The following is a 15,288-nucleotide window of genomic DNA, read 5'->3' as shown; positions in this document are numbered from 1 at the left end:
CTTTTGGCGCAAGGCGGGGCGCGCGGCGGCCGGGGCCGCCTTCGCCCAGCGGGCGTGACGAGCAGAACCTCAGACCTCGGGCCTCAGCATCGGAGGGTTGAGCACGGTCGCCGTGCCCGACCGGAACAGCTGGGCCGGGCGGCCCCCCTGGCGGGTGGTCGTCCCTCCGGTGGGCACCAGGAAGCCCGGCGTACCCGTCACTTTGCGGTGGAAGTTCCGCGGATCGAGCACGACACCCCACACCGCCTCGTACACCCGGCGCAGCTCGCCGACCGTGAAGGCGGGTGGGCAGAAGGCGGTGGCCAGCGAGGAATACTCGATCTTGGACCGGGCCCGCTCGACCCCGTCGGCAAGGATCTTCGCGTGGTCGAAGGCCAACGGCGCCTGGTGCTCGCCGTCCGGTCCACAGCCGCCCTCCGGGCCGAGCAGGTCCTCGACGGGTGCCCATCGCGCACTGTTCGCGTCGCCGCCCGCCCTGGGAGCGGGCAGATCGGGGGCCAGCGCGAGATGGGCGACGCTGACCACCCTCATCCTCGGGTCCCGGGCAGGGTCCCCGTACGTGGCGAGCTGTTCCAGGTGGGCGCCGTTGCCGACGGCCGGGGCCGCCGGATTCTGGGCGCACAGGCCGGTCTCCTCGACGAGCTCCCGTGCCGCCGCGGCCCCGAGATCCTCGTCGGCTTTGACGAAACCGCCCGGCAGGGCCCACCTTCCCTGGAACGGGGTCTCACCCCGCCGTACCACCAGCGCACAGAGGGCGTGCCGACGCACCGTGAGTACCACCAGGTCGACGGTGACGGCGAACGGCGGAAAGGTCGACGGGTCGTAGGGCGGCATGCCGCGATCATAGTCGTCTTCCTGACGATAAACACTCCCCTCCTGATGACTCTTCACCGCCCTACGGAGCCCGCTCCGGGCGCCCGGAGGAAACGCGGGCCCGGTGTCCTCCGGCGACGCGAGGCGTCCGACCGGCCCCGCGTGCGGCGCCGGGGCCCGGCGCCGCACCGTCTCAACGGCCGGACCTGGTCCCCCGGCGTCCCTGCACCCCGGGCCGGGCGGGCCGCCGCCTGCCCGCCGCTCCGGTGCCGGGACGGGTGGAACCGGGACGCGTCCTGCCGCGCCCGGCCGGCCTCGCCCGTGCGGAACGGGCCCCCGCGACCCGTTCCGCAGGCCGGCCGTGCCCGGCTGCCCGCATGCTGCGCTCGCCGCGCAGGCAGCGCCGCAGTGTCTCCGGGTCGAGCCCCTGGTTGCACGCCTCGTGCAGGAGCTGCGCGAAGGTGTAATGCGGATCGAGGCGCAGAGCCAGCCCCAGCGCGACGCGAGCGGCCGGTTCGTCTCCGGTCGACCAGGAGACCCAGCCCGCCAAGGTGAGAGGGGCTGCGGCGTGTTCTTCGTACGGGGCGACGCAGCGTCGGGCCAGCGCTCGCCAGAGCCTCAAGGCGGCATGTGCCTTCGGGCCCTCCATCCACTCCGCCGCCCTGTCGCGGGTCTCCCTGTCCTGGAGACCGAGAATCATCGACGCCGCCTCCTCGTCGCTGATCAACCGGTCGTCGTTGATGTCTGCGAGGGACGGTGCCGTGACGGGCGCCTTCCCCAGGCGGTCGATCAGGCGGCCGGCGAGTTTCAGAGTGTCGCCCGCGAGCTCCTGGCGGCGTTCCTGATCGAGCAGCAGGGGCACCATCGCGCTGCCCGCCGCGTCCAGGGCACGCTGCTGGGTGGTGCCGGATGTGCGAGTGAGCGGTGTGAGCCTGGCCTCCATCTCACGCAACGATCCCCGCACCTGAATGCCGGCGTAGGTGGCCGCCGCCGCCATCACCGAGGTCCCTGGCATGGCCATCAGGTTGCCTTCGGCCGGGCAGCAGCGGGCATCGGGGCATACGTAGGACCAGTAGCGGTTGCCCGAGATGCACAGCGCTTCGAGAACCGGCACGTCCAGCGCGCCGCACGCCGTACGCAACCGCTGGGCGAACGGCCGCAGACGCTCCATGGTCTGACTGCCCGTCTCGCCGTCCACCGGGTCCTGGCAGAGGAAGACGACGATGGCGTCGGGCCGGGCGTCACGCCGCTCGCTTCCCTTGATCAGGCATTCGGCGAGCTGCTCGGCGGCCGTCGGCCATTCCTGCGGAGACCGCGGGATGTCGAGCCTGAGCCTGGCTCCGAACCGGCCTCGGCCACCGTGCAGGGCGACCATGACCACACTGTCACTCGGGTGGAAGCCCAGGAGATAGGGGAGAGCGTCGGCCAGCTCGGCCGGGCCCCGCAGGGTGATCTGCTGTTCCTCGGAGGGACCGATTGATTCGGGGTGCTTGTTCATGGCCAGACCGTCTCGCGGCCCGCGCGTTTCCGCCACCCCCTGTGGATAACTTATCCACAGACAGTGACGGGCTGTTCGCGGTTGTCGGATCCATCGGGTTGCATGGGAGGCATGACCAACGCAGACCGCGCAGAGCTCAGGGCTTCGGCCGATTCCGTACTGGCCCGACTCGTCGGTGACGCCTCCGGCACCGCGCGTCTGCGTGAGGACCAGTGGCGGGCCATCGAGGCACTCGTCGCGGACAAGCGGCGGGCGCTGGTGGTCCAGCGCACCGGCTGGGGAAAGTCCGCGGTGTACTTCGTCGCCACCTCCCTCCTGCGTGCGCTGGGCGCCGGACCGACGGTCATCGTCTCGCCGCTGCTGGCGCTGATGCGCAACCAGGTCGCGGCGGCGGCCCGCGCCGGTATCAGTGCGCGCACGATCAACTCTTCCAACACGGAGGAGTGGGACACCGTGCAGGACGAGGTGGCCGCCGGTGAGGTCGACGTCCTGCTGGTCAGCCCCGAGCGCCTCAACAATCCCGATTTCCGCGACCATGTGCTGCCCCGGCTCGCCGCGACCACCGGGCTGCTCGTCGTGGACGAGGCGCACTGCATCTCCGACTGGGGCCACGACTTCCGGCCCGACTATCGCCGGCTGCGGACGATGCTCGCCGATCTCCCCGCCGGAGTCCCGGTGCTCGCCACCACGGCCACGGCGAACGCCCGGGTCACCGCGGACGTGGCGGAACAGCTGGGTACCGGCTCCGGCGCGGACGCGCTCGTGCTGAGGGGTTCACTGGACCGCGAGAGCCTGAGCCTCAGCGTGCTGCGGCTCCCCGACGCGACACACCGCCTGGCGTGGCTCGGGGACCGCCTCAAGGAGCTTCCGGGCTCGGGAATCATCTACACGCTCACGGTCGCGGCCGCCGAGGAGGTCACCTCGTATCTCCGGCAGTGCGGGCACACAGTCGCGTCCTACACCGGCCGCACCGAGAACGCGGAACGGCAGCAGGCGGAGGACGATCTGCTGGCCAATCGGCTCAAGGCGCTGGTGGCGACTTCCGCGCTCGGCATGGGCTTCGACAAGCCCGACCTCGGCTTCGTCGTTCACCTCGGGTCGCCGTCCTCCCCCATCGCCTACTACCAGCAGGTGGGCCGCGCCGGGCGCGGAGTCGAGCATGCCGAGGTGCTGCTTCTGCCCGGCAAGGAGGACGAAGCGATCTGGCAGTACTTCGCGTCGGTCGGCTTCCCACCGGAGGAACAGGTGCGGCGCACGATCGACGCGCTGGGCCGGGCCGGGCGGCCCCTTTCACTGCCCGCCCTGGAGCCCCTGGTCGAGCTGCGCCGCGCACGGCTGGAAAGCATGCTCAAGGTCCTCGATGTCGACGGGGCGGTCAAGCGGGTGAAGGGCGGCTGGACCGCGACGGGAGAGCCCTGGGTGTACGACGCCGAACGCTACGCATGGGTGGCTCGGCAACGCGCCGCCGAACAGCAGGCCATGCGCGACTACGCCGCGACGGACGGCTGCCGGATGGAGTTCCTGCGCCGGCAGCTCGACGACGAGGGAGCGGTCCCGTGCGGCCGTTGCGACAACTGCGCCGGCGCCCGGTTCGACGCGGGAGTCTCCGACGCCGCGCTGGACACCGCGAAGGGTGAGCTCCGGAGGGCCGGTGTGGAGGTTGAGCCCCGCAAGATGTGGCCGACCGGGCTCGCGTCGGTCGGTGTCGATCTCAAGGGCAGGATCTCGGCGACGGAGCTCGCCGGAACCGGCCGGGCCCTGGGCAGGCTCACCGACATCGGGTGGGGCAACAGACTGCGCCCGATATTGACGGGACAGGCGCCCGACGCCCCGGTTCCGGGTGACGTCGCCGATGCCGTGGTGACGGTGCTGGCCGACTGGGCCAAGGGCCCCGGAGGCTGGGCTTCCGGGACCGCCGACGCCGTCTCCCGCCCGGTCGGTGTCGTCACCATGGCCTCGGCCCGCAGGCCCCAGCTCATCGAATCGCTCGGCAGGCACATCGCCGGCGTGGGACGAATGCCGCTGCTGGGGTGTCTGGGCCTGACCCCGGACGCCGATGCCGTCCGGATATCGCAGACCAACAGTGCGCAGCGGGTCCGCGCCCTGCACGAGCGGCTGTTCGTCCCACCCGGCCTCGCGGACGCCCTGTCGACCGCGGACGGTCCCGTGCTGCTCGTGGACGATCTCTCGGACACCGGCTGGACACTCGCCGTGGCGGCCCGCCTGCTGCGTCGCGCCGGGGCGGAGGCGGTGTTTCCGCTGGTCCTCGCGGTTCAGGCGTGACGGAAGGCGTCGGGCGGGCCCGGACTGGGCAGGGATATCCGTGTCATTCCGGCTGAATACCGTCAGCCTCGCCAATTGCTCGTTGCCGCCTGCCGATACGCCAGGAAGAATTGGAGTCGCTCCCCGCACGGTCCTCTCGCGGGCCCGAAAGGGCTGTGCCGCGGCGCGCCCTCATCCGACCCTGCCCGCATCGTGGGCGCGTATGCGAAGGGAGGACCGTGACCTTCGGATTCGCTCCGTCCGCAGCCACTTCGATGTCGGCAGCCGCCGACTCCGCCAACCGCCTTGCCAGAATGCTCGAACCGGCCGAGTGGGCAGCGGCCGGAATACCCCTGCTGCGCAGCCCGCGTGAGGTGGTCAGCGGCCTGCATGCCAGGCACCGGCCGTCGCCGGCCACCGCGGTGGTCGCCGTCCTGGACCACGAGGAGCGCCTGACGGCAAGCGCCTCATTCGCCCGCCGCTCGGTGACGGCCGACGGCTGGGAGTTCCGGAATTCACTGCTGGCGCATCTGCGGCGCGTCATCCCGCATGATCTGCGGCGCCGTACGCCCGTCCGCACCGCGGTACTGCTCTACTGCCGCGAAGGGGACGAGCGTTGGACGGAGGAGGACGGAGCGTGGATGTGGGGACTTCGGGACGCCTGCACCTTGCACGGACTGCGGTGCGGCGCGTACATCACGCTGACCCGGGGCGGCTGGCAGGTGCTGGGCGAGGGCCGGGGCGGACGCCGTCCGAACTCCCTGTCGCAGCCTTCGGCCCTCGCCGACACAGCCTTGGCCTCCGCGCAGGTCCCGTCGCGCACAGGAGGCGGAGCAGCACAGGCACTGCACCGTTCCGCGGCACGCTGACCACGCACGCTTCGGCGGTCCGGCCGCCCTCTCGGACGGCCGGACCGCCGAAGCCGCGGCTCACACCGTGACGTAACCGGCCGCGGGCCCGTCGGCGCCGATGCTCAGACGCCGACGCCGAGCGCGGCGTTGATCCGCTGCGGATCGCCGCAGACGATCAGCAGCACACCGGCCGATTCCCGGGCCCTGGCCAGTGCCCGCGCGGCCGCGTCGTCGGCCGGGCCGTTGACCGCGACGACCACCACGGGCCGGGGCTTGACCCGGTCCGCGGCCGCGGCCTCGGCGAAGAAGACGTCGTCGCCCGCTTCGAGCTGGGCCCAGTACGCGGCCTCACCGAAGGAGAGCTCGTGGGTGGCCCACGGGTGCTGGCCGCCTGTGGTCAGCACCAGGATGTCGCCGGGTGCGCGACCCGAGTCGAGCAGCAGGTCCACCGCCTCGTCGGCGGCGTCGAGCGCGCCGTCGGCCGATGCGGGGATGACCTGGAGCTTCGGTGCGGAACGATTCTCCACCGGCGCCGCCTGGGGCCGGACGGAGGTGGCGGGTTGGCGCTGCGCCGGGGGCGCAGGCCGCGGGCCGGGCCCCGGGCGACCGGGGCGCGGCGTGGCCGCTGAACGCGGACCGGGTACGGGACGAGGGGTCGACGCGGCACGGCCGGTGGCCGGGGTGGCGCGGGGACCCTGGGCGCTCTCGTGAATCTGAGGCTCCTCGGGGATGAGAGGCATGGGTGGTTGTCTATCAAACGCCGGTACCACGGGCATCGGCGGGTGGGCACATATGCGCGATCAGAAGTCGAAGCCGAGCTGGCCCCCGCTTTCCAGTGCGGCCGCCTCGGCGGAGAAACGGACCTTCTTCAGGTGCTGCCACCGGGGCAGCGCGTCGAGGTAGGACCACGAGAGGCGGTGGTGGGCGGTGGGCCCACGCTCCTCGAGTGCGGCCCTGTGGACGGGGGACGGGTAGCCGGCGTTGGCCTCGAACGCGAAGTCCGCGTACTCCGCTTTCTGCGCGCCGAGTTCGGCCATCATGGCGTCCCTGCGGACCTTCGCGATCACGGATGCCGCGGCCACCGCGACGCAGGACTGGTCGCCCTTGATGACGGTACGGACCTGCCAGGGGCTGCCCAGGTAGTCGTGTTTGCCGTCCAGGATCACCGCGTCGGGGCGGACCGGCAGCGCCTCCAGGGCGCGTACGGCCGCGAGCCGGAGCGCGGCGGTCATGCCGAGGTCGTCGATCTCCTGGGGGGAGGCGTCACCGATGCCGTACGCGGTGACCCAGCTCTCCAGCACCGGCGCCAGTTCCGCACGGCGCTTGGGGGTGATCAGCTTGGAGTCGGTGAGTCCGGCGGGGGGCCTGCGGAGACCGGTGACCGCGGCGCACACCGTGACGGGACCGGCCCACGCTCCTCGTCCGACCTCGTCGACACCGGCGACGATCTTGGCACCGGTGGTGGCGCGCAGTGAGCGCTCGACGGTGTGCGTGGGTGGTTCGTACGGCATGGCGTCTGTCAGCGTACGCCGAAGGGGACGCCAGGAACACCCCGGGGCACCCCTCGCGGGCTCGCACCGGCGGTCGCGCGCCGGACGGCGCGCGACACACGGCTCCGGGCTGCCGCTTGCGGGTTGATCAGTACGGGTCGTACGGGTCGTAGACGTCGTCCGTCCCGCCGCCGCGCTCGTCGCCGCTGTCGCCCGTGCTCAGCCCCCGGCAGTCGGACGCGCGGAATCCGGGGTCCCAGTCGGCGAGGATGTCCCGGGCTCGCGCCTCTCCCCAACTCGTCGCGTACCAGGGCTCGTCGGAGTTCTGGAGCTCGCGCCGGATGTCCTGCAGGGCGCAGGAGCGCAGGGGTTCGGGCAGGGTGTCGAGAGCGGGTACGGCATCGGCCGAGAGGCCCTTGAGGTATTCGATGTCGATCGCGTGATCGTTGCGGTAGCGCTGGACGTTCTGCTCGGCGATGAGCCCGTCGGGCGAGATGAGACCGAAGGCCAGTACGCCGGCGGCCGCGCTCGCCGCGACCGCACGCGGCAGCAGACGAGGGCCGAACACGCCGGCCGCCATGATCAGTACGAGGATCACACCGAGCCAGAGTTCCACCGCTGCCACGGAGATCCTCAGCCGGGTCAGGCCGTACGCGTCGACGTAGAGGTCCATACGCCGCAGGGCCGAGGCGACCACGACGAGGGTGAGGAGGCACAGGGTGCCGAGTACACAACGGACGAGGGTGCGGTCGCGCGTGCCGCCGCGCGGGGCCCAGCGCAGGGCGAGCGCGATGACGCCGAGCGTGAGCACCGTCGCCCAGAGCAGTTGCCAGAAGCCCTGGCGGGCGTATTCGGAGTAGCTCAGGTCCGTCTCGGCCATCACCTTGTCGTATCCGCCGAGCAGCACCGTGAGCTGGATGGTGAGGAACGCCGCGAAGAGGAGGTTCAGAACGATCAGCGGGAGAGCCCATTCCAACCGCCCCCGCGCCTTGCCCGGCCGTACCGGCAGCCCGTCCCAGCGGACCGGGGCGGCGGCGGTGTAGGCGGCGGCGAGGGCTCCCACCAGACCGAGGAGGCCCAGGAAGATCCGCCATGGACCGTCACCGACCGACACGTCCGGGGTCAGGCTGCCCAGCAGGTCCGCGAAGGCGGCGTCGGCACTGGCGAAGAGCGCGCCGAACACGATGACCAGGACGACGGCCACGGCCACGGACCGGAAGACGACGCCGAAGCGGCCCCGGGATCCCGACATGCGTTCGCGTACCCCCCGGGCACCCCATCGCAGCCCTTCGAGGACGGAGGTGAACACGCCGAGAGAGCCGAGGAACACGCCGAGCCAGCTCCGGCTGCCGTGCAGTGCCAGCGAGCCGAGTGCCAGAGCGGACACCATCGCGAGGAAGGTCGGCCAGCCGGCATCCCGGAGCGCCGGAACGGCCAGCAGCGCCAGGCCGCCGATGCCCCACACGGCGGTCCAGGGGCGGAGCTTGCGGCCCGCCGCTCTGGCGCAGACGTACGCGCCGGCCGAGGCGGGCAGCGCCACGATGAGCAGGTTCAGCCCGATGCCGTCGCCCAGCAGGGCCATGCTGAGCAGGGCCGTCGCCAGGGCGGCCCAGAGGGCGCCGGTGTGGACGGGCCCCGGCTTCACTGCCCGCAGCCGCGTCGTGACGGAAGGCGGTGGCTTCCCCCAGGGGCTCTGCTGCATCTGCCCATGGGGGCGTCCCGTCGCGTAGGCGGGGATCTCGGGTGGTTCGGGCATCGGCGCCGTACCGTCTCCGGCCGCGCTCCTGCCCGTGGGCGCGGCGGCGGACGCCGGTGTCTGTTCAGTCCGGGCCCTCACGGCCGAGGTCCGCCCGGTGCCGGCTTGTCCAGGGACACGCTGCTCCGGCGGGATCTGCCCGGGAGTGACCTGGTCCGGCGCGGGCCGGGGCGAGGCGGGCTCGTCCGGCGCAGGCTCGGGCCGGGGTGAAGCTGGCGGTGTTTCGGACACGGGACCCCTCCCCCACCGGGGCCCGCTCACGCGAGCTCTGGGCAGCGCGCAGCCCCGGCGTCTCATTCGGTGCTCACCCGTCGTCATGATCACCAAGGGCGGCGTGGCCGAAAGAGTAACCCCGTCTCACGGCCGCCGGCCGTGGGGCAGGATGCTGTGGCAGGACCGTGACAGTGGGGCGGCGGTCCGGCCGACGCACCCGCGCGCCAGGTGTATCGCCCTGTCCACCGGACCGGCCCTAGCCGGTCGTCCACTGCGGGAGGGGCTCCGTACGGGCCGTCCAGTGCGCCGGAGGGGCGCCCGCGGTGCTTGCCGCGAGCACGCCGCCGACGATGGCGCAGGTCGTGTCCACGTCACCGCCGGCCTGGGCCGTCACCCAGAACGCCTCTTCGAAGTCGCCGAGGCTCCGCGCCGCCGACCACAGGGCGAAGGGGACGGTGTCGTGCGCGCTGGTGCGGCGTCCGTTGCCGAGGACCGCCGCGACGGTGCCCGCGTCCTCGTAGTCCAGCATGTCCCGGGCCCGGCGCAGTCCGGCACCGACGGCGCTGCGCGGGACGAGCGCGACGACGCCGTCCAGCAGGGCCTCCGGAGCGGGCGGTCCGGCCGGTGAGGCGACGAGCGCCGCGGCCGCCGCGACGGCCATCGCGCCGACGACGGCCTCCCGGTGCTGGTGGGTGGTGTAGGAGGAGATCTCCGCCTGGTGCGTGGCCTGCTCGGGGTCGTCCGCGTACCAGGCGCCGAGCGGCGCGATGCGCATCGAGGAGCCGTTGCCCCAGGAACCCTGGCCGTTGAACAGGGAGGAGGCGAGTTCTCGCCAGTCGCCGCCCTCGCGGACCAGGCGCAGCATGCGGTTCACGGCCGGGCCGTATCCCCGGTCGAAGTCGTGGTGGTGCGCGAAGGACCGGGCCAGGGCGTCCTGGTCGATCCGGCCGTGCTCCTGGAGGACGGCCACGACGGAGCAGGCCATCTCCGTGTCGTCGGTCCACTGCCAGGACCCGGCCGGCAGGGCGCGCTCCTTCAGGAGCGGGTAGTTGGCGGGCACGAAGAACTGGGAGCCCAGGGCGTCCCCCACGGACAGGCCGCGCAAGCTGGCCAGAGTGCGTTCGAGGCGCTGGTCGGAAGCGGATTCGGTCATCGCTTCCACTCTATCCGGAGATGCCGTAGGGCTCAGGGGTACGCCAGCGCGCGAAGGGCCGGTCGAGCGTGTACCGCCCGTCCTTGCCGAGGACGAGCGTCCGCGATTCCCCGTTCCCGGGGTTGGAAAGCGACTCGAATTCGGCCACGGACCAGTGGAACCAGCGCATGCAGAAGAGCCGCATGGTCAGACCGTGGGTGACCAGCAGGACGTTCGGCGGGTGGTCCGGGGCCTCGAAGCTCCGGTGCAGGCTCTCCAGGAAGGCGCCGACCCGGTCGTACACGTCCGCCCCGGACTCACCCTGTGCGAAGCGGTAGAAGAAGTGCCCGTAGGCGTCCCGGTACGCCTTCTGCAGCCGGACGTCGTCGCGGTCCTGCCAGTTCCCCCAGTCCTGCTCGCGCAGCCGGGGCTCCTCGCGGACCCGTACCCGCCCGGCGTCCAGCCCGAGGGACGCGAGCGTCTCGTGGGTACGCCGGTAGGGAGAGACGTACACACTGACCCGCTCCTCCCCGAACAGCCCGCGCAACCGCTCCCCCGCCTCACGGGCCTGGCGCAGCCCGGCGGGGGTGAGCCTCAGCGCGTGGTCGGGTTCGCGCTCGTACACGGTGTCGTCGGCGTTGCCCTCGGACTCGCCGTGCCGGACTAGAACGATTCGTTGCGGTCGTGCCATACAACGACACTAAATCGAGTCATCGCCGTTCGAGCACCTGTCCGGAATTCGTCGGTGGATGTCGCCGCCGTACCCGCCGCCCGGCGCTGTCACACCGTCCAGGACGGTTCGAGCCGCACCACGTCGCCGGAGAGCGCCGCCACGTCCTCCTCCGTGCCCGCCCGCTGCGAGAGCCGGTCCACGCTGCCCGGCCGGTACTTGCCGCGTTCCGCGCTGGACTGCCACATCGACAGGACCAGGAACTCGTGCCCGGGCGCCTCGCCGAAGACCCCTCGCAGCATCCCCGGTGATCCCGCCATGGCCGGGTTCCACACCCGCTGCTGCATCAGCGCGAAGTGTTCGACCCGGTCCTCGTGGACCCGGCTGTGGGCCACCCTGAGCACATCCGCGTCGGTGAAGCGGGGTTCGAATCCGGTCTTCACGTCGAAGCGGTATTCGAAGAGCTTCACCTGGAGGTCCTGGTACGTGCCGGACTGCGCTGCCGCCAGGGCGTCGTGGCCTCGCGCCATGAAGGAGTCGTAGAAGACCCGGTTCTCCCAGAAGGCGAAGACATGCGCCACCTCCGGCCGGACGCGGCTCCAGCCGCCTCCCTGCCCCCTGAAGCCCGGCTCACCCAGCAGCCCCGCCCACTTCCGCTGCCCCTGTTCGAAACCCCGACGGTCCGACACACTGCAGCGAATCCACTTGACCAGCACGGCGCCATCGTACGACTGTCGGACGTGGCGTGGGTCACGCTCCCACGGAGTCCGCCGGAACCGGCCGTCTCCCGCGCGTTCCTGGCCCGTTTCAGCCGGTCGCCCCCAAGCCGGTTGGTTCCGGGGCACGTTGCGGACATGATCGGAGGACGGAACCGGAGCGCCGCCCCCGCGCGCAGGAGGGAAATCCGATGAGCACTCCCAACAAGGATCTGGAAAAGGTCGAGGTGCGGATCAGATGGGATCCCAGCGACCGGGGCGAGACGCCCAACGACCTCGACATCATCGCGGCGACCTACCCGGCGGACCAGCCGTACGGCGGACCGGCGTACCTCGTCCACTTCGACAGCCGGTCGCCCGACGGCACGATCACCCTCGACCGGGACAGCAGGACCGGCCAGGGGCTCGGCTACGACGAGGTGATGACGCTGGAGCTGCACCGGCTGTCCGACGCCTATGCCCGGGTCGTCGTGGGCGTCGCCATCCAGCAGCGCGACGGCCGCAAGACGTTCGGCGCCATAGAGAACACCGGGGTCCAGGTCCGCGAGGGCTACACGACGCTCGCGGAGGACGACTTCTCCGCCGTGGGGGGCGCCACCGCGGCCGTCGTGGCCGAATTCGTACGGGACGAATCCGGCGGCTGGCACTTCCACGGCACCGTCCGGGGCTTCGACGGCGACCCCGAGGAGTTCGCCGCCGCGATGGGCGGCCGGGCGTTCGGCGCGTAGGCGCCGCGTACGAACAGTGCGGGCGGGTCTTCCGAGGAGGACCTGTACGAGCAGTGCGGGCAGGTCTTCCCGGGAAGACCTGCCCGCACTCACCGTTCAGCGATCAGCTGCAGCCGCTGGTGGAGCCGCAGCCCTCGCAGATGTAGCAGGAGCCGGCGCGCTGCATCTTCGTACCGCAGGAGAAGCAGAGCGGGGCGTCCGCGCTGATGCCGAGCTGCATCTCGACCAGCTCGGCCGAGGTGTGCGCCGTCCTCGGCTCGGCCTTCTCGGTCTCCTGGACCGGCGCGACCGCCTTCAGCGTCTCCGTCCGCACCGGGGCGGTCTGGGCCAGGGTCTCGGCCTCCAGCTGCTCCTCCTCGAACGTCGGCTCGTAGGAGCCGGTGTCGAGGTGGCGCTGGCGCTCCTCGGCGGAGTGGATGCCGAGGGCCGAGCGGGTCTCGAAGGGCAGGAAGTCGAGCGCCAGGCGGCGGAAGATGTAGTCGACGATCGACTGCGCCATCCGCACGTCCGGGTCGTCCGTCATGCCGGCCGGCTCGAAGCGCATGTTGGTGAACTTCGAGACGTACGTCTCCAGCGGGACGCCGTACTGCAGGCCGACCGAGACCGCGATGGAGAAGGCGTCCATCATGCCCGCGAGGGTCGAGCCCTGCTTGGACATCTTCAGGAAGACCTCGCCCAGGCCGTCGTCCGGGTAGGAGTTGGCCGTCATGTAGCCCTCGGCGCCGCCCACCGTGAAGGAGGTGGTGATCCCGGGCCGGCCCTTGGGCAGGCGCTTGCGGACCGGGCGGTACTCGACGACCTTCTCGACCGCGGTACGGATGGTGTCCTCGGCCTTGGCCGCGACGACCTCCTTGTCCTTCTCCTTGGTCTTGGCGGAGAGGGGCTGGCCGACCTTGCAGTTGTCGCGGTAGATCGCGAGCGCCTTGACGCCCATCTTCCACGCCTCGAAGTAGACCTCCTCGACGTCCTCGACGGTGGCCGACTCCGGCAGGTTCACCGTCTTGGAGAGCGCGCCGGAGATCCACGGCTGGATGGCCGCCATCATGCGCACGTGGCCCATCGCGGAGATGGACCGCTCGCCCATCGCGCAGTCGAAGACCTCGTAGTGCTCGGTCTTGAGGCCGGGGGCGTCGATCACATTGCCGTGCTCGGCGATGTGGGCGACGATCGCCTCGATCTGCTCCTCCTGGTAGCCCAGGCGGCGCAGGGCCTGCGGGACGGTGCCGTTGACGATCTGCATCGAGCCGCCGCCGACCAGCTTCTTGAACTTGACCAGGGCGAGGTCGGGCTCGAGACCGGTGGTGTCGCAGGACATGGCGAGGCCGATGGTGCCGGTGGGCGCGATGACCGACGCCTGCGCGTTACGGAAACCGTTCTTCGCGCCGAGCCGGATCACGTCCTGCCAGGCCTCGGTCGCGGCGGCCCAGATCGGGTTGTCCAGGTCGTCGGCGTGCACGGCCGCGGCGTTGGCGTCGGCGTGCTGCCGCATGACGCGCTGGTGCGGCTCGGCGTTGCGGGCGTAGCCGTCGTACGGGCCGACGACGGCGGCCAGCTCGGCGGAGCGCTTGTACGAGGTGCCGGTCATCAGCGAGGTGATGGCGCCGGCGAGCGCGCGGCCGCCGTCGCTGTCGTACGCGTGGCCGGTCGCCATCAGCAGGGCGCCGAGGTTGGCGTAGCCGATGCCGAGCTGGCGGAAGGCGCGGGTGTTCTCGCCGATCTTCTCGGTCGGGAAGTCGGCGAAGCAGATGGAGATGTCCATCGCGGTGATGACCAGCTCGACGACCTTGGCGAAGCGCTCGGACTCGAAGGACTGGTTGCCCTTGCCGTCGTCCTTGAGGAACTTCATCAGGTTCAGCGAGGCGAGGTTGCACGAGGTGTTGTCCAGGTGCATGTACTCGCTGCACGGGTTCGAGCCGTTGATCCGGCCGGACTCGGGGCAGGTGTGCCAGTGGTTGATCGTGTCGTCGTACTGGATGCCCGGGTCGGCGCAGGCCCAGGCGGCCTCGGCCATCTTGCGGAAGAGGGACTTCGCCTCGACCTCTTCGATGACGTCGCCGGTCATCCGGGCGCGCAGGCCGAACTTGCCGCCGGACTCGACGGCCTTCATGAACTCGTCGTTCACGCGGACCGAGTTGTTGGCGTTCTGGTACTGGACGGACGTGATGTCGTCGCCGCCCAGGTCCATGTCGAAGCCCGCGTCGCGCAGGGCGCGGATCTTCTCCTCCTCCTTCACCTTCGTCTCGATGAAGTTCTCGATGTCGGGGTGGTCGACGTCGAGGATGACCATCTTGGCCGCACGGCGGGTGGCGCCACCGGACTTGATCGTTCCGGCGGAGGCGTCGGCACCCCGCATGAAGGAGACGGGACCGGAGGCGTTGCCGCCGGAGGAGAGGAGTTCCTTGGAGGAACGGATACGGGAGAGGTTCAGGCCGGCCCCGGAGCCGCCCTTGAAGATCATGCCCTCTTCCTTGTACCAGTCGAGGATCGACTCCATGGAGTCGTCGACGGCGAGGATGAAGCAGGCGGAGACCTGCTGCGGCTGGGGCGTGCCGACGTTGAACCACACCGGGGAGTTGAAGCTGAAGATCTGGTGCAGGAGGGCGTACGCCAGCTCGTGCTCGAAGATCTCCGCGTCGGCGGGGGAGGCGAAGTACTGGTAGTCCTCGCCGGCCTTCCGGTACGTCTTGACGATCCGGTCGATCAGCTGCCGCAGACCGGTCTCGCGCTGCGGGGTGCCGACGGCGCCCCGGAAGTACTTGCTGGTGACGATGTTGACCGCGTTCACCGACCAGAAGTCGGGGAACTCGACGCCACGCTGCTCGAAGTTGATCGAGCCGTCGCGCCAGTTGGTCATGACGACGTCACGGCGCTCCCAGGACACCTCGTCGTACGGATGCACGCCGGGGGTGGTGTGGATGCGCTCGATACGCAGGCCCTGCTTGGACGCAGTCGACTTGGTCCCCTTGTTGCGGGAACCCCGTGCCGGGCCGCTCGCCGTCTCTGTCATGCCGCCTCCCATATGTGGGCAAAAACGCCCTGAAGTGCCGAGAACTTCCCCGGCACAGTGTGTGTCTGATGCTTCGGCCGCCGCATTGGTCATACGTCGCCCGGAGCAAGGTCCAGGTGCCGGCTCGCGCGATCCCCGGATCGACGCGGCCG

General features: G+C 71.1%; 12 protein-coding genes. 3 read left to right on the top strand and 9 right to left on the bottom strand.

What is annotated here, in order from left to right; genetic code table 11:
• Positions 1-69: 69 nt before the first annotated feature.
• Together FKN01_RS07530 and FKN01_RS07525 are read right to left on the bottom strand one after the other, a co-directional pair.
• A complete protein-coding gene (locus tag FKN01_RS07530) occupies positions 70-834 on the bottom strand; it encodes an NUDIX domain-containing protein (RefSeq protein WP_143617713.1) in 765 nt (254 codons plus the stop codon).
• A 172-nt stretch (positions 835-1,006) separates the two neighbouring features.
• A complete protein-coding gene (locus tag FKN01_RS07525) occupies positions 1,007-2,311 on the bottom strand; it encodes a DUF4192 domain-containing protein (RefSeq protein ID WP_143617711.1) in 1,305 nt (434 codons plus the stop codon).
• 111 nt (positions 2,312-2,422) lie between these two features.
• On the opposite strand from FKN01_RS07525, the gene FKN01_RS07520 reads away from it, so the two are divergent.
• Both FKN01_RS07520 and FKN01_RS07515 read left to right on the top strand, forming a co-directional pair.
• Entirely contained in the window at positions 2,423-4,594 is a 2,172-nt protein-coding gene (locus tag FKN01_RS07520) for a RecQ family ATP-dependent DNA helicase (protein ID WP_143617709.1), read from the top strand.
• A 218-nt stretch (positions 4,595-4,812) separates the two neighbouring features.
• Positions 4,813-5,442: a hypothetical protein gene (locus FKN01_RS07515; RefSeq protein WP_143617707.1), complete on the top strand. Its 630-nt coding sequence runs from the start codon at positions 4,813-4,815 to the stop codon at positions 5,440-5,442.
• A 104-nt stretch (positions 5,443-5,546) separates the two neighbouring features.
• Here FKN01_RS07515 and FKN01_RS07510 read toward each other — a convergent pair whose 3' ends face one another.
• From FKN01_RS07510 to FKN01_RS07485, 6 genes are all read right to left on the bottom strand, one after another.
• Positions 5,547-6,164 (bottom strand): hypothetical protein, encoded by a 618-nt coding sequence (locus FKN01_RS07510; protein ID WP_143617705.1) that lies wholly within the window; start codon positions 6,162-6,164, stop codon positions 5,547-5,549.
• 60 nt (positions 6,165-6,224) lie between these two features.
• Positions 6,225-6,935 (bottom strand): ribonuclease HII, encoded by a 711-nt coding sequence (locus tag FKN01_RS07505; protein WP_143617703.1) that lies wholly within the window; start codon positions 6,933-6,935, stop codon positions 6,225-6,227.
• A 127-nt stretch (positions 6,936-7,062) separates the two neighbouring features.
• On the bottom strand, positions 7,063-8,616 hold the full coding sequence (locus FKN01_RS07500; RefSeq protein WP_260696815.1) for a DUF4153 domain-containing protein: 1,554 nt from the start codon (positions 8,614-8,616) through the stop codon (positions 7,063-7,065).
• 523 nt (positions 8,617-9,139) lie between these two features.
• On the bottom strand, positions 9,140-10,036 hold the full coding sequence (locus tag FKN01_RS07495) for an ADP-ribosylglycohydrolase family protein (RefSeq protein ID WP_143617700.1): 897 nt from the start codon (positions 10,034-10,036) through the stop codon (positions 9,140-9,142).
• A 10-nt stretch (positions 10,037-10,046) separates the two neighbouring features.
• On the bottom strand, positions 10,047-10,706 hold the full coding sequence (locus tag FKN01_RS07490; protein WP_143617698.1) for a histidine phosphatase family protein: 660 nt from the start codon (positions 10,704-10,706) through the stop codon (positions 10,047-10,049).
• 89 nt (positions 10,707-10,795) lie between these two features.
• Positions 10,796-11,401 carry a YdbC family protein gene (locus tag FKN01_RS07485; protein WP_143617696.1) on the bottom strand — a complete coding sequence of 202 codons (606 nt, stop codon included), beginning with the start codon at positions 11,399-11,401 and terminating at the stop codon, positions 10,796-10,798.
• 191 nt (positions 11,402-11,592) lie between these two features.
• Between FKN01_RS07485 and FKN01_RS07480 the strand changes: the two genes are divergently transcribed.
• The gene (locus FKN01_RS07480) at positions 11,593-12,129 is read left to right on the top strand and encodes a TerD family protein (protein ID WP_143617694.1); all 537 of its coding nucleotides are present in this window, start codon (positions 11,593-11,595) and stop codon (positions 12,127-12,129) included.
• A gap of 103 nt (positions 12,130-12,232) precedes the next feature.
• Here FKN01_RS07480 and FKN01_RS07475 read toward each other — a convergent pair whose 3' ends face one another.
• Positions 12,233-15,136, bottom strand: a complete 2,904-nt coding sequence (locus tag FKN01_RS07475) for a vitamin B12-dependent ribonucleotide reductase (protein ID WP_143617692.1) — start codon at positions 15,134-15,136, stop codon at positions 12,233-12,235.
• Between the last annotated feature and the right edge of the window lie 152 nt (positions 15,137-15,288).

The sequence above is a fragment of the Streptomyces sp. 130 genome, assembly GCF_007096885.1.
Taxonomy (GTDB): domain Bacteria; phylum Actinomycetota; class Actinomycetes; order Streptomycetales; family Streptomycetaceae; genus Streptomyces.
Note: the sequence above shows the minus strand (reverse complement) of the source record. Positions and strands in the feature narration are given on the sequence as shown.